The organism is Streptomyces sp. NPDC001401 (genome assembly GCF_042895385.1).
Classification (GTDB): domain Bacteria; phylum Actinomycetota; class Actinomycetes; order Streptomycetales; family Streptomycetaceae; genus Streptomyces.
In genome coordinates this window covers 19,608-36,702 of sequence record NZ_JBIAWI010000002.1, presented here as the reverse complement: position 1 = coordinate 36,702, position 17,095 = coordinate 19,608, and the positions used below count along the sequence as shown (strand labels likewise).

Below are 17,095 nucleotides of genomic sequence, written 5' to 3'. Positions count from 1 at the left end.
CGATGCTGATTACCGGTGGACGAGTGCTTGTCGACTCGGGAACCTACCTGGAAGACGGCGCCGTTCTCATCGACGGCGACTCGATCACTGCTGTCGGGCCGCGCAGGGAGATCGAGGAGCAGGCTGGCGCCGACGTGCCTCGGTTCGCGTTCGACGGAACCGTTCTGCCGGGGCTGATCGACGCGCATGTCCACCTGGCTTTCGACGGCGGGCCTGATCCGGTGTCCACCCTCCAGACCTCGACGGATGAGGTCCTGTTCGAGGACATGCGTCGCCGTGCGGAACAGCTCCTGCACAGTGGTGTCACTACGGCCCGTGACCTCGGTGACCGGGGTCGGCTGGCACTTCGTCTGGCTGCGGAGATCAACGATCGTCGTATTCCGGGACCGACGATCGTGGCCGCAGGTACACCCGCGACCACCGTGGGCGGACATTGTTACTTCCTCGGCGGCGAGGTTTCCGGTGAAGCCGAGATCCGCGACCTCGTACGGCGCAACCTCGCAGCGGGAGCGGGGGTCATCAAGGCCATGGTCACCGGCGGCGGCCTGACGAAGGACGGCCCCAAGAGCCACCAGTCCCAGTTCACAGCAGAGGAACTGGCCTCCCTGGTGGACGAGGCCCACAAGGCAGATGTTCCCGTCGCGGCCCATGCGCACGGTGCCGACGGCATCACCGCTGCCGTGGAGGCGGGTGTGGACACCATCGAGCACTGCACGTGGATGACCAGCGGTGGTCTCGATTTCCGGCCGGACGTGGTCAAGCAGATCATCGCTCAGCGAATCGCCGTCTGCCCGGCGGTAAGCCCTCACTGGCAGATGCTCCCGCGCTTCTTCGGCGAGGAGCGCGCTGCCGCGATGTTCGACCTGGTGCGGCAGATGGCCGACGCTGGTGTGCGCCTGGTAGCGGGAACTGACGCGGGCGTGCAGCGCGCGGGCTTCGACGGCTTGGTTCCGGCCCTGTCCTTCTACTCCCACCTGGGCCTGCCGAACGCTTCGATCATCAACATGGCGACGTCCGAAGCTGCCGCGGCCCTGGGACTGGGGTCCACCACGGGGCGGGTCGCTCCCGGCTACCGAGCGGATCTCCTCGTGGTCGACGGTGACCCGCTCACTGACCTCGCCGCTCTGAAGGACATCCGGGCCGTGTTCGCCTCCGGTCTGCGGTACGAGCCGAACGGCACAGCACAGTAGAAGCAGCAAGTCAGTGCCCTGTTCCCCGGTCCTCCGGGAGAACAGGGCACTACACCGCGTCGCTGGTGGGGTTGACACAGGTGCCAGCCCCTTTTCGCAGCGTGGAACGTCGAACGGTGGCGATCTGTTACACCAGCCGTCGTTTAGCTAGCGCAGTCCGTAGACCTCGCGCGCTACAAGGCGACAGGTTTCGACGAAGTCACGTGCCGCCGCTGGAGTCACCACGTCCCCGTGCACCGCCTGATTCCTCAGACGCCGCAGATCGCGAAAGATTGCGACTCCGCGCGACGAGAGTCCGATGCCTTCCAGCGCATCAATCAACTCAGTGAGCAAGGGCGGGCCGTCGCGTCTAAACCTGGACTCCGGAAGGGCGTCCTTCTCCTGCAGCGGATGGCGTCCCTTCTCGTGGTGTAGCCGATGAAGCCGACGGAATCCCCAGGTAGTGGCCCGAAACCCCCTCGCCCGAGGCACTGTTGAGGCTCACCGAGCCGGGACCAGCGGTGATCACCAGGCGGCCTGCTGCGGCATGCGGCGGACCGCCCCGAAGCGGAAGCACGGGACCGTGATCGGCTACACCACGACGAGGGACACGACCCTGCAGCGTTGCCCGGCAGATGTCTTCCAGCACAAGCCACGCCGAGATAACTGCTCCAATGGGCGAGGCAGTGGCCACGTTCCATGCCTCTTGAAACACTCCGAACCTTCGGCCGTCATCCTCAGCCTGGCCTGCTGTTGGTCCCTCAGACTCCGTGTCAGCCGCCAACTCTTCAGCTTCAGACCGGATCTCACGCGCGTCTGACGCAAACTCGATGGAGCCAGCGGGTGTTTCGAGTCGCGTCATCCGCCTGAATGGGATGTGATTGCGGAGCATCCACGCCAGACCGACCGTCACCAGCGGCCAGACCACGGCCTGCACGTACTTCAAGACGAGTTCAGCAACTTCCACCACGCCATGGTGATGTGTTCGGGGCACTGTTGATCAGTCTGCCGACGTTCTGTGACGGAGGTGAGTCATGGCCCGCCCCGACCGCAAGCAGCTGCGCAGCATCGGGCAGGCCACCCGCCGTATCAACCTGTGGCACGGGTCCGTTCGCTGCGGGAAGACCATCGCGTCACTGCTCGCGTTCGTGATCGCCGTCGCCACGGCCGGACCCTCCGGCCTCATCATCATCTGTGGCCGCTCACTCCAGACGATCGAACGCAACTGCCTCGAACCCCTGCAAGACCGCGCCCTGTTCGGGCCCCTGGCCCGGCACGTCTTGCACAGCCGCGGAGCGACCACGGCGACGATGCTCGGCCGCACGGTCCACCTGATCGGAGCCGCCGACGCCCGCGCCGAGGGCCGGCTACGCGGCCTGACCGTGCAACTCGCGTACATGGACGAGGCAACCCTCCTGCCCGAGGGGTTCTGGACCCAGCTACTCGCCCGCCTGTCCGTCCCCGGCGCGCGCCTGTACGCGACGCCCAGATGGCGACAGCGAGGGCGAACGCTGCAAGCCAAGGTCGAACAAGTTTCTTCGAACCACCATCAGCGGTCGGGCGGACGCGCCATGCTGCCGAGCATGTCTGACCTGCTCACCCCGATCATCGCTGCCGTATCGGCCCTCTCGGGGGCTGCCCTCACCGGCTTCATCAGCGCCCGTTCCGAGCGACGGAAGGAGCAGGCTCTCGAACGTCAGCAACAGCGGCAGCAGGAAGCCGAGGACCGTGGCCAGCTCCGAGAGCTCAAGGCAGAACACATGCAGTGGCGCCGTGAACGGCGTCAAGCTGCGTACGAGGGACTCGTCGAAGCCACGCAAGCATACGAGCGCACCGCACTGGAATATTCGTTCGTCAGCACCTCGGACGACTGCGAACCCGGCAAGCGGGCGCAGTGCTTTGAGGATATGGAAGCAGCTTTGCAGGCCCTTCGGCAGGCGGCCGGCAAGGTGCGGCTGGAAGGCCCGGATGAGGTAGCGGAGGCCGCCCACGCCTGTGAGTCGCAGGCCGAGGCAACCACGAACCAAATGGTTCACACCTCTCAACTTCACCAGTCTGGCGAAGTAGACGAGGAGGCGCTGAGCCATTCAGATCAACTCGCGTTCAGCCGCCACGAGACGTACGCCGACCTGTGCTGGGAGTTCGTCATCAGGGCGCGCAAGTCGCTGGACGAGATCATGACACCTGAGTAGGTCCGACTGAGGCCCCGCACGGACCTGCGCTCATCTTCGAATCGGCCGCATGGTCGTCGTTCGTCGACGCCGTCGAGGGCAGGGAGTTCGACGCCTGAACCCCGCAGCAGACCCCCGAATGACCGGCCTCCGCTGAGCAGCGGGGCCGTCGCCGTCACGGCGCCGAGACTGCCACCGCTGCCCGGACGTTGACAGCAAGGGTCGGCCGCCCCTGAACGGCCCTGTGAGCCTGCTCGGATTGCGCGCCCGTTCGGTCACGAGCCGGGCGTCGCCGACCTCGCCGCCGAGTGCGTCGGGCTGTGGCGCCGCCGCATGATCGACGGGGCGTGGGTCGTCGCCGCGGGCGCCATCTACGACATGTGGGACGAGTCCCGGCGCGTCGTCAGCGAACTGTCGGACATACGCCGGTACTTCACGGGCATCGACTACGGCACCACGTACCCGTTCGCCGCGGTTCTGCTCGGCGAGGGGGCCGACGACCGGCTGTACGTCGTCGCGGAGTGGCGGCACGACTCCCGCACCAGGCACCGCAGCATGGCCGACGCGCAGTACAGCGCCGCCGTCCGCGCATGGCTCGACCGCCTCGACGTAGCCCCCGACCTGCTCAACCGCGTCCGCGCCGTGTCGACCGACTTAGCCGTTGGCGTCGGGATCGGTCTTCTTGTCCAGCTCGGTCGCGAGGTCGTTCAGGATCGAGAGGACGTCGGCCGGCAGCCCCTCGGAGCCGATTCCGCGGGCTCGGACTCGGCCCACCTTCCCCTGTTTGGCCGCCGACATCAGGCGAAGCCCTTCGTAGACCTGGCGGGCGACAGCATCGTCCGGCTCGAAGTACATACGAGCGACGCCGAAGAACTGGGCGAGGCCTTCCAAGACGACCGGCGCGGCGGCCTCGACGGTTCCCGTTCGAAGGCCCTCGACGTTCGCGGCCGTGGTGACCTGCGAGCCCGCGTAGGAGTTCACCGCCTCCGCGATCTCTTCGTCCCCCGGTGCGGTCCCTGCCGTGTACGAGCGCTCCAGGAGGAGAGTGATCTTCTCGGCGAGTGTCCGCGGAGGCTCCGCGGCCCCAGCAATCGCGGCAGACTGCTCCTCACCGCCTTCTCCGAATGACCGCTCCTGCGCGCGCCTCAGCTCGTCCTCGGTCACGCCGTAAGCCTCCGCCAGGGCAGGGATGTACCTGTCCTTGAGGCGTCGGATCCCTTGTTCCGCTCCGGCCACCGGACCGTCACTCTTGGTACCGATGATCGTTTTCGTCTCGTACCGGTAGAGGCCGGCGTCGCACCGCAGGTCGGTGAGATCGGGCAAGCCCTCACGGGGGAACAGCTCATCCAACGGCCGTTTGAGCACGCTGGCGAGGGCGGGCAGCTTCTCTTGATCCGGCACGCTTGCACCCGACTCCCACCCTGCCACCGTCGAGTCCGCAGCACCGAGGGCAGATCCCACGTCGGCCTGCGAGACGTCGGCGGCTCGACGTACCGCGCGCACACGGGCTCTATCGAAGCGTCGAGCTGGCATCAGACCTCGTTTTTTGGATGAACCGGGGAAACAACGGACTGTTGACTTTCCGCAGGAACCAAGATAGTTTCAGCTTAGCGAAAAATGAGGGGGTTCGCACCCCTCTCTGTCTTCGCGCACCTGTTGGCTCCCCCCGGGGACCCTCCCGGTGGAGAGGAGTGGGCGCGCATGACTCGCGCGTGTCCCTTCCCCCTCAAAACGCCATCGGCGTCCGAGAGTTCGCACCTCTCGGACGCCAGACAGCTCGTGATCCGCCGCCCCCAACAGGGGCACAAGATCACTCACAGAGCCGCTCCGCGTCCTTTCGCACGGCACTACGGGGCGGCGTACACACACAGAGGAGTGTCGCATGTCCCCTACTGCGGACTGCAACCCGAAGCCGGAGATCGCTTCCGAACCGGCTGCACGGCTGGCTGCACAGCTGGCGTCCATGCTGCCCGAGGCCGCCGTCGTACAAGTGCGCCTCCAGGACCCCCGGACCCTGTGGCCCCACCTGGGACTAACCGCCGTGAACGAATGCGGACACGTCCTTCGGGTACCCCGAGCGAAGGCGCTCACCATCGCGCGATGGATCATTCGCTCGTTCCCGCAGGCCGGTTGGGCAGCCTCGGGCGGCCACGCCTTCGACCTGCGGACGGCTCAGCTGCGTGGGCTGGAAGCGTGATGTCGGCCGTGGCACCGGCGGGCGCGGATCCGGCCTCCATCGGGCCCACCGAATTGCAGGGGCTCGCCGCCGTGGTGAACCTGCTGGCACAGGCCGGCGGCCTCGATGCGCTGCTGAACAACCGGCTGTCAGAACATCGCGATAAGCGGATGCACATCGGATACAGCGAAGCGGCCGAGCGGCTGAACATTCCGGAGAAGTGGCTACGTGAGCGTATCTCAACGCTGCCTCATCGAAAGTTCGGGAAGTTCGTGCAATTCACGGATGAAGACCTCCGCGCCATTTCCGACATGCATTTCGTAAATCCAGGCGCAGTGTCCGAAAGGGGCGGGGAGTCGGCATTGATGTCACTTCAGCCCTCTAAGCGCTCACGCAAGCGCTTCTGATCTCCTCTTGCGCTCGTGCGCGTACAGCGCGCGACGCCGTGAACATCGCGAGACGCAAATGAGCACTGACATATACAGCCTCATCGAGGCTGCACATCACGGCGATTGGTCACCTCTCAGGGAAGAGGCGAAGAAGGCCCCCGGAAAGCACTGGGCGGAAGACGCTAGGTGCTCCAATCAGGACATCGACATCTTCATGCCTCTGGGAGATGGCCCCCACGAAGATCCCGATTTCGTGAAGCATAGTTTGGGCACTTCCCTCAACCGTCCGCGTAATCTCTGTGCATCGTGCCCACTGGCTGTGGCTGCCCGGTGCTTGGTGGAATCGCTCAGGGATGACGACGAGTTCGGAATCCGGGCTGGCCTTCTGGCTTCGGAGCGTTCTGCACTACGCGCCGCGTGGCAGCAGCGGGTGAACGAACGTGCCGTCGAGAGTGCCCTTCGGGGTTGTACCGCGGCGCTGAGCAAGGTCGAGCGGGATGCGGTGATTGCTCGATTCGCGACAGACCCCTCATTGGACCCTGCCGCTGTTGCCCGGGGGCTTGGAGTCACGCGCGAGTATCTGCTGAAGCTCGCGCGACGCTACCGGAAGACGTACCAATCCAGCCCGGCCGCACCCTTCCCCGCTGTCAACGCTGACGCAGCCTGACAAGCTCCGCGAGGAACGATTCTTCCCGCAAGGCAAGCCTTGCGTTTACGGGAGTTCTCCCCATGCCTCAGAACAACCCCGCCGCTCCGGCCTGCGCAAATCTCGGTTTGGCGATCCAGGAAATAGCTCCCATGGCAGTTCTTGCCCGCGTGTATCCGGAGCACCGGTCTGTTACCCACCTCTTCGAATCGGACTTCTACCGCATGCTTATCGACCGGCGAACCGAAGAAAGAGTTGCGCACATGATCAGGCTCCATTTCGGCAATTCCGCCGACTGGCGTCACGCTCATGATTTCCATCTCCCCACCGGAGCGTTGTACCTCACTCCCGAGCCGCATCAGAACGGGTACATACCGGAGGACGATCACTCCTTTGGCCTTTCCCTCGCCCGTCGCATAGCGATAGCTGACGGGAGCTGCTGATGAGCGACATAGTGACCGAACTTGTCTGGTCACAGTCGAAGTCGTGCAGGGGCTCGCGTCTCGTCATGCTGGCACTTGCCCGTGAGGCAGACGATAAGGGCAGGGCCACTCTGACCCTGGACGAGATATCCGGACTCACCCAACTAACCGCGCGCTCGATAACGAAGTGCATCGGGGAATTGACGACGCTCGGCGAACTCAGCCGCGAGCGCGGAGGAGGCGCCTCGAACCCCAACAGCTACTCGATACTCCTGTTCGACAAGGACATCGAGGCCCCCGCCGGATCAGAGACAGAACTTCCTCCTACGCCTCCCGAATCAGCAGATGAGGGAACAAGGTTCTACGAAGTTTCTTCCCAGAATTCTCCCTCGACGGACGCAAGTGGGAATTCTCTGCATCGAGACTGGGAAGTTTCTTCCTCACGCGCCCGTGGTGGTAATACTCCCTACGGGAGTATTACCACCACTCAAAAGCAAGCTAGCTCGCTTCGGTCAAGCGGTGAGAAGCAAGCGCCCCACCAGGAGTCGGTGAACGTTCCCGATGGCGCCAAGGACCTGGTAACAGCAATAACCAATGCCGGAATGCTCGTCGGCTGGCGGCTGACCGAATCGGAGTGGAATCGGGTAACAGCGCTCGCAGCCCGTTGGGGAAATGAACGGCTGGTCGAGATGATCGCGCGGCGATGGAATACCGTCCGCCCTCCACAGTCAGCCCGCTACCTGCTTCGCATCTGGGCGGACCTCCCGTCACACGCCCCCGCAGCGGTATCCCAAGGCAACGTCGTCCCCCTGCGTCGGCAGCCCGGAGGCTGGGTGCCATTTCAGAACACAGCAGAACCCAGTGCTTACAAGAACGGATTTTGATCATGGCGGAGCCGGAACGCGTAGGCAGCGCCAGGTCAATGCGCCGCCTGGAACGAATACTCGCCGCGAAAGGAATTCAGGTGTCCGACAGCACCGCCGACGACTCACGGGAAGAAAACCCGGGGGACCGCGAATGGCACCGCCGTGCCCGAGCCGAATACGCACTGAACCGGTGGCGGACCGCGACTCCTCCCCGGTTCAGTAACGCTGAGGCGACGATCCCGGAGGTCATCGCGTGGGCTGATCGCGCTCTTGCGGACGACTCCGACCCTGGCGCTCTACTCCTCACCGGCCTGACCGGTACGGGGAAGACGCACCAGGCGTACGGGGCTCTGCGCAGGATCGCGGCCGGCGGACCGGACCGGTTCGAACTCATCGCGGTCAACTCGGCGGACATGTACGGCAGCCTGCGTCCCTCGCAGGTGATGGGGGCGGCGGAACGGGAGCTGCGAAAGCTCAGCGAGGTTCAGTACCTGCTGATTGATGACCTCGGCACGGCGAAGACCTCGGAGTGGACCGAGGAGGTGACGTATCGGCTCATCAACTTCCGGTACAACCACTGCTTGCCGACGATCATCACGTCCAATTTGCCAGCCCGTGACGACAACGGGCCGGACCTGACCGACTTCGTCGGGGCTCGGGTGGCGAGCCGCCTGGCCGAGATGGTGACCAGCCTTGTGCCGATGATCGGCGCCGACCGGCGGCGCGGCGGGAGGGCGGCCTGATGCCTGTCCGTCTTCGAGGTGCGTCCCGAGATGCCGCAGCGTTGTCGCCAGCCTGTGTATTCGTCGGCCCCCGCAGCCGGTTTGCGAATCCGTTCAGGGCTGGAGACCCTGCTCCTTCTCCCGTCGGCCTGCCGATGGACTCGGCAGAGGCCGTGGATCTCTTCGCTGCCACGCTCCGCGGCCCGGTTGGCCGCTTCTACGCCGCCCGATTCGCCCGTGCCCTGCGTGGTCTCGACCTGATGTGCACGTGCCCGCTCGACGTGCCGTGCCACGCCGACATTCTCCTCTGCCTTGCCAACGAACCCGGCTACTACGGCACGATCCGCTCCCTGGAAGGCCCTCGATGAGTCACCCGATCATGTTCGCCGCGGCCCGGCACCTCGCGACCGCCGAGGAGCGGCGCAAAGAGGCGCGGGAGGATGCCTTCCGCACCTGGGGGCCGCGGTCCGTCACGGCGGCCTCGAAGTACGCGCGTCGCGTCCTGGGTGACACAGCGGTCACCCTCGAATGGGAGGTTCTGGGTCTCCTGTCCTTCGAAGAACATCTGCAAGCCTTCGCTTCGCTCGACACCGTCGGGGGCCAGCACCTGGAGCTGTACTACAGCGACGAAGGAGGCACAGAACGCATCCTGCTGCGTGTGTCGTGCGTGAGCTGCCCCAGTCAGCATGTGCACGAGGTGACGTCCCTGGAACAGCTCGGACAGCTGCTCTCTCAGACACCCGCATGGGGGTCTATCGACCCGCGCGACGGAGGCAACCTCTGATGTCACGGGCGCACATAGAGGCGACGGCGACCGAACCTCAGGGGGTCTACACCCTTCGCGGCATGACGGCCTGGGACCGTTCCGCGATCATCCTGCTCGGCGCGGCCGGCTTCGCGTTCTCCTACGACGCACTGCGGCAGATCGCCATCGCGATCCACGCACGGGAAAGCCTGAGCTACCTGTTTCCGGTGTTCATCGACGGGTTCATTGCGTACGGCGTCCGAGCGATCGTGCTGCTTCGCCACCAGCGCTTCGGCGCGCGGCTTTATGCCTGGTTCCTCTTCCTTGCGGCCACCGGGGCGAGTCTCGGCGCGAACGCCCTTCATGCGATCACGCTGAACGACGGTCCGCAGGCCGGACGGTCCGCGCTGCACCTCGCGGACGGCGTCGTCGGGGTGCTGTCGACGCTCGCTCCGCTTGCGCTGGCGGGCTCCGTGCACCTCTACATCCTGATGGCGCGGACCGCCGAATTGTCGGTCCCGGACGGCGCGGACAACGGTCCCGGACCAGTCCGCGAAGAGGTTCCGTCGCTCAAGAGGGTTGCGGTTGTGCCGGAACCTCGTCCGTTGGAGACGACGCCTTCCGCCGATTCACGAAGCCTTGCCGCCGGTCCGTCCTCAGCGGACGGCTCCGCTGCGGCCCGCGTGGACCTGCGGAAACGTGAGCCGGACCGAGACTACGAGTCGCGTGCGGACGAGCCCGGTACGGATGCATCTGCGGGCGCGGACGACGCGGACGGGGGCGCCTGTGACGCGGGCGGACCGGCTGTCGGCCTCGCGGACCACGGGGCGGCGACGGCGCCCGCGGCAGCGGACACGCCCTCCGTCCCGGCGGCGGTCCGCGCCCCTGCGGACGGTGAAACGTCGTCCGTCCCGGACGGTGCGGAGTTCACTCAGGACCGGGAGGCCGACGACGAGTGGCTGGCGGAGCTGCTGCCGATCGCACGGGCCGCTTCCCAGAAGGCGGGACGGATCAGTCGTGACGCGGTGGCAGGGGCCGTCCGCGCACACCAGCCGATCAGCAACGACCGGTTGGGCGTGCTGCTGGCCCGTCTGAAGGATGAGGAGGAAGAGGCGGCGAGGACACCCGCCACTGCCTCCAGCGCCCTCTGGTGATCTCATCTCATGGGTGCCCCCGTGGTCTCTGCGACTCGCATCGCAGAGACCACGGAAGGTTTGCTTGATCAGGAAGGAATGACCATGTGGCTTCGCCGACGAGATCGGGCGGGGGACGCAGTCCGCCCCGACGCCGTGCACGCAGCGTCCGCGCTCGCGTTTCACCTCCAGGGCGGTGGCGAACTGGTGCCGGTCCAGGTGGACGATCTTCCTCTCGCGGACGGGGAGGTCGCCTTCGCGGATGTGACGTGCTCGGCCGCCCGTTTCTACGGAACCGAGGTGGTCTACCCGCAGTCGGCTGGTTACTTCGAGAACCACCCGGCCTTCGGCCGGCGGTGGGTGCCCAACAACCGCCTCGACGCCCGGCGGCGCCAGGAGGCGGAAGAGACCGCCGCGCCGCAGTGGCGCGATCACACCGTGGCCCGGGTGGTCCTCACCTCTACCGGAGTACGGCTCAGGCCGCCCCAGTCGCCAACCTGGCTACCGTTCGACCACGCCCTCCTGACCGAAGTCTCGGCGGGACAGCCCGAGGTAGTGCTCTCGTACAGCGTGTGCGCGCCCTTGCTCCTCGCCGGCCCCGCTGCGCCGTGGCTCGGCGTGGCGATCGAGCACCTGCGCCGCCCGGCCATATAGGGACCAAACAGCCCGAAACACCGTTTCCGTCACAGAAGTCGGAACCTACTTCCAGGAATTACGTTCCGACTTTTTTACTGATTCGAGTTGTCCGCGGACCCCTGCAAGGATTCAGGCACGGCCAACGCCACAAGGCATTTCCCGGCCGTTGGAGATCGACTTTCCGGTCTCCCGCTAATCAAGCAAGGGGGCGATGGCCTTGATATGAGTAACGACCACGGAAGCTCGACCGTTGCGCACCATGGCGCAGGTTGAGCATGAACGCTGGATTCGGCGCCGACGCGAAGCGCGATCGAATTCTCCTGTAACCGAGAATCACGACGGACGGCGGCCACAAGGCTCCGGCCTGATCCTCGAATTCTCCGGCAGCCGTTGGTAAAGCCCGCGGGAGGAATCCCCCCTCTTCCCGCGAAGGGGTGGCGCGGACCCCAACCCCACGGGGCCGCGCCACCCAGTCTCTCGAAATCTCATGCACCAAGGTTGTGGTTCCCGCATGCCTCGATCCATCCGTTTCATACCTATATACGCAGCTATGGGGATAGTTGGTTCTCTGGCGGTCCTATCGACCGGCTGCTCCAGTCCGGCCAGCGGCCAGTCCAAGACCACGACCACACACCCACACTCCGTCTCGGCGGGCATCACCGACGCGGCCTCACCGAGCGCGGGAAGCGCCGTAGCACCGGCAAGTTCCCATCTACCGAAGGACGTTGAGGACACAGCGCGGGCCTTCACCACGGCCTACGCCGAGCACGACGCACGTGACGGCAAGGACAGCTCCTACGCCGATGCCGGTGCGCGGGCGGCCAAGCTCGCCTCCGGTGAACTGGGGGGCATCCTGAGCCAGAAGCGGCCGGGCCAAGACGCCCCGTGGGCAGGCCTTCGCGCCGAGAAGGCGCGTCAGACGGTGAAGATCACCTCAGTCGTGGTCCCCGACGGCGCACCCGCTGTCAGCGGGGCCTCGGCCCTCGTCCGAGTCGGCTACACCCTCACGACAGCCCCGAAGCCCGGCCAGGCAAGACACAGCAGCGAACAGCTCGTCCTGCGCCTGGAGCACACCTCCGACGGCTGGCGCGTCATCGCCCTGCCCTGGGCGTGACGGGGTCGCCGTGAACAAAGCCATACAAAGCGGCCTGGCGCTCCTCACAGCAATGATCGTTTCGGCTGTCGCCCTGCTGACCACGTTCGGCGGGGCTGACAGTGCCTCCGCCCAGGAAACCGGCCCAGGAGGCGACATCCTGACGGACGCCCCAGTGCCGGGCTGGGTCCGTGAACTCATAAACAAGCACGCAGGCGAGTGCCCGCAGGTCACGGCCTCCCTCTTGGCGGCTCAGCTGTTCCAGGAGTCGAGCTTCAACCGGGACGCGGAGTCCAAGGACAAGGACGGCAACCCGATCGCGCAGGGCATTGCGCAGTTCACCCCTGAGACCTGGGCCGCTCACGGCGTCGACGGCGACGGAGATGGGATCAAGGACGTCCGCAATCCCGCCGACGCTATCGCGGCGCAGGCGAAGTACGACTGCACGCTTGCCGAAGAGGTCAAGCAGGTGCCCGGGGACTCGACGGACAACATGCTCGCCGCGTACAACGCGGGCGGCGGTGCGGTGATCCATTTCGGCGGCATCCCGCCCTACGCCGAGACGCGCGACTATGTCCGGAACATCCGCCAGCTGGCGGCGAAATGGGCTGCCGCAGTCCAGCCGGACGCCCCGGCCGGCAAGGGCGCCGCCCGCGCCATCGCCGCCGCGAAGACGGCCCTGGGGACCTGGTATCAGTGGGGCGGCAGCTGCACCTCGCCGTACAAGGGCGAGGGCGGCTGCGACTGCTCGTCGCTCACCAAAATGGCCTGGTCGTCAGCGGGCGTGAACCTCCCCCGGGTCACGTACGACCAGGTGCACGCCGGAACCGCCGTCACGAGCATTGCCCAACTCGCCCCGGGTGACCTGTTGTTCAGCGTCCCCGGCAGTGCTGGGCCTGAGCACGTGGGCCTGTACATCGGCGACGGCCAGGTCATCGACGCCCCTCACACAGGGGCCCAGGTGCGGATCAAACCGCTCAGTTACTGGAAAACGCAGATTATCGCGATGCGGCACGTCGGCTGATCACCGCCTTATTGCCTCTTGGGCCGAAGAAGCGGTGTGCCAGGCCCTGGTATCTGCCGAAACTCCAACGTATCAGGCCTGCCTCATACAGAGCCAAGAAATGCGCCGCACCCATCCGATCCATTTGAAGCCAACTCGGCGGCTGAACCTAGGCCGCTGACGCCTTCCATAAATCACCCCGAATGGGCAAGTCCCACGAAAACCCATCCACCGAAAGGAATCCGATGAATCTCCGTACCTCGCGCCTGGCCGCCTCGGCCGTGCTGGCGTTGTCGCTGACCGCAGGCGTCTCGGTGTCCGCCATCTCAACGGCCAGTGCTGCCGAGATGCCGTGCAAGCCGGGGGCCTATTACGAAATCCACGGCAGCGGCGTGCACCTCCGCACGGGGGCCGGTGTCGGCTACAAGTCCCTGGGTCTTTTGTACAAGGGCGACTGGGGACGAAAGCTGGACAAGAAGGGGAGCTGGATCAAGTTGAGGCTCGGGCAGAAGTCGCGCTCAGGGCTGACCAAGGGTACGACGGGCTGGGTCGCATCGCGATACGCCTACGACTGCACGCCGATGCAGCTCGACTGATCCAGAAATTCTCCACGCCCAGGGAATCCGCTCCCATTCGATATCCAAAGCAATAGGGGAATGAACATGCACAACTTCCTGTCGGCCGCGGCCGACCCTGCCTTGCACACGACCCTCGCCGCCGGAGCCGACGTCGTGTCCGGCGTGAAGCCGGACTGGGGCCCCTTCGGGAAGCTCGGCAACACAGCGAAGGTCATCCTCGGCGTCATCGCCGCCGTCGTCCTCGTCGTCGGGGCTGGCGCGTTCCTCGCGGGCGTTGGCAAGTCCAAGGGGTGGTTCGGTGAAGGCCACTCCACCATGGACAGCTCGCGCGGCAAGGGCATGATGGTCGGCGGTCTGACCTGTGTCTTCCTCGTGGCCTCCTTCGGCACCATCTTCGCCATCACGTACGGCATGGGTGTGTGACCCATGACCTCCCGATCGCGAAGGAGGAACGATTCCTCCAGGAAGGCGGCCGGAGCACGCAAGCCGTCAGCCAAGCTCTGGGGCGTCGCACTCGGCGGGGCAGCAGTGGTCACTGCGGCCGGCGTGATCGTCAGTCTGGCCACGGGCAACCCGCCCGCCTCCGCTCCGACCGCGTCAGCACCCGCCCACTCGGCACCGCACGAGCGCGGAGTGGGCATACGTGAGCTGGACGGCGTCCCCGTGGGCTACCCGCACACACGGGCCGGCGCGAAGGCTGCGGCAGCCAACTACACCTCGGTCAGCGGCAGTTCCCACTTCCTCACGGACAAAGCCGCTCGACACCGTGCCGTGTCGGTCATGGCGGCCAAGGGCAACGCCGGAACAGCGGTGAAGGAGGCAGATCACGCCGCTGGTGAAGCACTCAGCGCACTGCGGGGCGACAACTCCAAGGTGTCCGCCAGGAAGGTCATCGCGCGTACCGGTGTCCTTTCGGCTCATGTCCTGGGCTTCGACGCTCACGGCGCGATGGTCCGGCTGTGGACGACGACGGTTCGCGGCAGCGCGACCGGGCACGCGACGCCGACGGCGGGCTTCGAGTCGGTGACGGTCACGCTCATCTGGGAGTCCAACGACTGGAAGCTGAAGTCCAGTTCGAGCACGACCGACTTGGTCGCGCCGATCGACGAGCGCCAGGCGTCCAACGTCACAAGCGACTTCTCCGACTACGTTCCGGCCGCTGCAGAAGACCCTGTGGTGAGCGGTTCGGTTGGTCAGGGCGGATTCCCGGCACCGTACGGACGCAACGAGGGCGGCGCCCGCGCCGCCGCTGTCAGCGCCAGCATGCTCTACGGCGACTCGCGGTTCTTCACCGATGAGGACTGGCGGCATCGGATGCTGACGGCCACCTCAGCGAAGAGCGTGGTGGACTCGGTCACCTCAGACTCGGACTCGACGGCCCGACTGGTCATGGAGAACCGCGGGGTCGGTACCGACGGCAAGACCGTCGACGGGAGTGAGCTGATCACACGGACGGCAGCACTCGCCACCCGCCCGATCTCTTACTCCGACCAGGCCGCGAGCATCGAGCTGTGGACCGCGTCGGTGGGCGGGGTCGCGGGCAAGGACGAGGCACAGCGCCCTCAGGTCGCCTTCCTTCGGATGACCGTGGACCTGGTCTGGGAGGACGGCACCTGGAAGACGACAGCCGTCACCCCGTCCGAACCGCTCGTGCCGTCGCCGCCGGCCATGCAGGAGGCGGACCCGGCCGACAGCTTCGCGGACGTGGGGGGTGCCAGCAATGCGCCTGCGACTGCGTGAGGACGCCCCCGGCCTGCTGACCATCGAGCGGAGCACGCCGAGCCGCTGGCGGCGCCGCCTCCAGACGGTGGCCATGGTCAACGTGATCATCGGGTTCTTCTTCGTTCCCGCCGCGATCGCCAATCCGTTCTGCTACATCCCGATGGTGTGCGAGGTGAAGTCGGCGATCGACTTCGTCAAGGACCCGCTGGGCTTTCTGCTCCAGAAGCTCACCGAGGCCAACATCTGGTTCCTGCGCAAGATGCTGGAGCTGATCCAGAACACGACGAAGATCGATCTCACCTCGGCCGGCTTCCTGAAGCAGTACGCCATCATTTTCGCGGCCTCCAGCCTGCTGACTGTGGCGCTGTGGCTGATCGCCGTGGCCAAGCGGGCGGTCCGCGGGGTCGCGATCACCACCGCGGTCTCTGAGGCGATCGGGTTTCTGCTCCTCCAGTTCGTGGTCAACGCCATGACGCCGGGCGCCATTGCCCTGCTGATGAGGGCTATTGATGAGGTCACGGCCGTCTTCGAGCCCTACGCGACGGCGAACTTCAAGCCGTTCCTGGAGAACATCCTCAAGGTGATGGCAGCCGACCACCAGGACGGTGTGGGGCAGCTGATGGCCGTGAACCTCATCATGATGTTCGGCGCGCTGCTGATGTGGATCGAGCTGCTGATCCGCGGCGCGGCCATCTACGTGGCCGTCGCTCTCGGGCCCATCGTAAACGCCGGGCTGGTCGACCGCGATCTGTGGAAGAAGAGCAAGAAGTGGTTCGGCGCCATCTTCGCGATCGGCCTGAGCAAGCCCGTGCTGTTCGCTCTGCTCGGCCTGGGCGGGGCCGTCCTCAGCGACAGCACGGGCAACATGTCCGACGCGGTCTCCAAGACGCTGGTCGGTGCGCTGATCCTCCTGCTCGCCGTCTTCGCGAGCGCCACCCTCTACAAGTGGGTGCCCGCCTTCGGCGACGAGATGGCCCAGCTTCACCACGACCGGAAGACTGCCCAGTCGTCGGGTCCGGCCGCCGTGATCGACGGTCCCGGCCAGCACGCGAACCGTGCGATCAACTCTCATGTGCAGGACTCCTTGGTCGGCGGCAGCGCGAAGACGGCGGGCGCCAGGATGGGCGGCGGAACGGCCGTGGCCGGGCCGATCGCCGCAGGGACGACCCTGGGCAAGGCCGGCGTCGACATGGGGAAGAAGAAGGCCGCGAGTTCCCCCGGCATGCAGGGCACCGACGCCGCCAACGGCAGCAGCCCCGATCAGCCCGAAGGCCAGCAGGGCAGTGACCACCACGCCCCTACATCCGGTGCACCGGCCGTAGCTCACCCGGGCGGAACGACCTCCGACCCCGTCGTCAGCTCTCCTCCGGACTGGTCCTCCGCCAACAGCCACGCAGCGTCCGGACGCCCAGCAGGAAGCGGCGGAGCCCCGAGTACGCCACAGCCGCCCTCGCCACAGGCACCCGCCCCGGCGGCTCCCACTCCAGCGCCTCCGCCCGCCTCCCCTTCCTCCGCATCAGGAACCACCTCGGGCTCCGGGCCCTCGGTCACGCCCCCGCCGCCGTCGCGGCCGTCAGGCGGCCAGGCACCCGGACGGCCAACCCCCAGCAAGGACCGGTGACCT

18 protein-coding genes are annotated in these 17,095 nt (G+C 66.2%); 17 read left to right on the top strand and 1 reads right to left on the bottom strand.

The window, feature by feature from the left end; translation table 11 throughout:
* Positions 1 to 2 precede the first annotated feature (2 nt).
* Both ACFY10_RS07870 and ACFY10_RS07865 read left to right on the top strand, forming a co-directional pair.
* Entirely contained in the window at positions 3 to 1,190 is a 1,188-nt protein-coding gene (locus ACFY10_RS07870) for an amidohydrolase family protein (RefSeq protein WP_390664194.1), read from the top strand.
* A gap of 1,013 nt (positions 1,191 to 2,203) precedes the next feature.
* A complete protein-coding gene (locus tag ACFY10_RS07865; RefSeq protein ID WP_390664193.1) occupies positions 2,204 to 3,361 on the top strand; it encodes a hypothetical protein in 1,158 nt (385 codons plus the stop codon).
* 633 nt (positions 3,362 to 3,994) lie between these two features.
* Here ACFY10_RS07865 and ACFY10_RS07860 read toward each other — a convergent pair.
* Positions 3,995 to 4,873, bottom strand: a complete 879-nt coding sequence (locus tag ACFY10_RS07860; protein ID WP_390664192.1) for a helix-turn-helix transcriptional regulator — start codon at positions 4,871 to 4,873, stop codon at positions 3,995 to 3,997.
* A 663-nt stretch (positions 4,874 to 5,536) separates the two neighbouring features.
* Between ACFY10_RS07860 and ACFY10_RS07855 the strand changes: the two genes are divergently transcribed.
* The 15 genes from ACFY10_RS07855 to ACFY10_RS07785 all read left to right on the top strand — a co-directional run bounded on the left by ACFY10_RS07855 (position 5,537) and on the right by ACFY10_RS07785 (position 17,092).
* Positions 5,537 to 5,923, top strand: coding sequence for a hypothetical protein (locus ACFY10_RS07855; protein WP_390664910.1), 387 nt, complete (start codon positions 5,537 to 5,539; stop codon positions 5,921 to 5,923).
* A gap of 58 nt (positions 5,924 to 5,981) precedes the next feature.
* Positions 5,982 to 6,572 carry a WhiB family transcriptional regulator gene (locus ACFY10_RS07850; protein WP_390664191.1) on the top strand — a complete coding sequence of 197 codons (591 nt, stop codon included), beginning with the start codon at positions 5,982 to 5,984 and terminating at the stop codon, positions 6,570 to 6,572.
* A 62-nt stretch (positions 6,573 to 6,634) separates the two neighbouring features.
* Complete coding sequence (locus ACFY10_RS07845; protein WP_390664190.1) at positions 6,635 to 6,994, top strand: hypothetical protein; 360 nt, start codon at positions 6,635 to 6,637, stop codon at positions 6,992 to 6,994.
* Positions 6,994 to 7,857 carry a hypothetical protein gene (locus ACFY10_RS07840; RefSeq protein WP_390664189.1) on the top strand — a complete coding sequence of 288 codons (864 nt, stop codon included), beginning with the start codon at positions 6,994 to 6,996 and terminating at the stop codon, positions 7,855 to 7,857. The genes ACFY10_RS07845 and ACFY10_RS07840 overlap by 1 nt, the downstream gene beginning before the upstream one ends.
* Before the next feature lie 2 nt (positions 7,858 to 7,859).
* Complete coding sequence (locus ACFY10_RS07835) at positions 7,860 to 8,582, top strand: ATP-binding protein (protein ID WP_390664188.1); 723 nt, start codon at positions 7,860 to 7,862, stop codon at positions 8,580 to 8,582.
* A complete protein-coding gene (locus ACFY10_RS07830) occupies positions 8,582 to 8,929 on the top strand; it encodes a DUF4326 domain-containing protein (RefSeq protein WP_390664187.1) in 348 nt (115 codons plus the stop codon). The genes ACFY10_RS07835 and ACFY10_RS07830 overlap by 1 nt, the downstream gene beginning before the upstream one ends.
* Positions 8,926 to 9,345 carry a DUF6195 family protein gene (locus tag ACFY10_RS07825; RefSeq protein WP_390664186.1) on the top strand — a complete coding sequence of 140 codons (420 nt, stop codon included), beginning with the start codon at positions 8,926 to 8,928 and terminating at the stop codon, positions 9,343 to 9,345. Before ACFY10_RS07830 ends, ACFY10_RS07825 begins: the two co-directional genes overlap by 4 nt.
* 62 nt (positions 9,346 to 9,407) lie before the next feature.
* Positions 9,408 to 10,460 carry a DUF2637 domain-containing protein gene (locus tag ACFY10_RS07820; RefSeq protein ID WP_390664185.1) on the top strand — a complete coding sequence of 351 codons (1,053 nt, stop codon included), beginning with the start codon at positions 9,408 to 9,410 and terminating at the stop codon, positions 10,458 to 10,460.
* Between the two features lie 84 nt (positions 10,461 to 10,544).
* The gene (locus ACFY10_RS07815; RefSeq protein ID WP_390664184.1) at positions 10,545 to 11,093 is read left to right on the top strand and encodes a hypothetical protein; all 549 of its coding nucleotides are present in this window, start codon (positions 10,545 to 10,547) and stop codon (positions 11,091 to 11,093) included.
* Positions 11,094 to 11,625: 532 nt separating this feature from the next.
* Positions 11,626 to 12,189, top strand: coding sequence for a hypothetical protein (locus tag ACFY10_RS07810; RefSeq protein WP_390664183.1), 564 nt, complete (start codon positions 11,626 to 11,628; stop codon positions 12,187 to 12,189).
* A 52-nt stretch (positions 12,190 to 12,241) separates the two neighbouring features.
* On the top strand, positions 12,242 to 13,192 hold the full coding sequence (locus tag ACFY10_RS07805) for an NlpC/P60 family protein (RefSeq protein ID WP_390664182.1): 951 nt from the start codon (positions 12,242 to 12,244) through the stop codon (positions 13,190 to 13,192).
* A 224-nt stretch (positions 13,193 to 13,416) separates the two neighbouring features.
* Positions 13,417 to 13,767 (top strand): SH3 domain-containing protein, encoded by a 351-nt coding sequence (locus ACFY10_RS07800; protein ID WP_390664181.1) that lies wholly within the window; start codon positions 13,417 to 13,419, stop codon positions 13,765 to 13,767.
* A 66-nt stretch (positions 13,768 to 13,833) separates the two neighbouring features.
* Positions 13,834 to 14,172: a hypothetical protein gene (locus ACFY10_RS07795; protein WP_390664180.1), complete on the top strand. Its 339-nt coding sequence runs from the start codon at positions 13,834 to 13,836 to the stop codon at positions 14,170 to 14,172.
* Between the two features lie 123 nt (positions 14,173 to 14,295).
* Complete coding sequence (locus ACFY10_RS07790) at positions 14,296 to 15,489, top strand: hypothetical protein (protein ID WP_390664179.1); 1,194 nt, start codon at positions 14,296 to 14,298, stop codon at positions 15,487 to 15,489.
* Positions 15,470 to 17,092, top strand: a complete 1,623-nt coding sequence (locus tag ACFY10_RS07785) for a hypothetical protein (RefSeq protein WP_390664178.1) — start codon at positions 15,470 to 15,472, stop codon at positions 17,090 to 17,092. The genes ACFY10_RS07790 and ACFY10_RS07785 overlap by 20 nt, the downstream gene beginning before the upstream one ends.
* Positions 17,093 to 17,095: the final 3 nt, after the last annotated feature.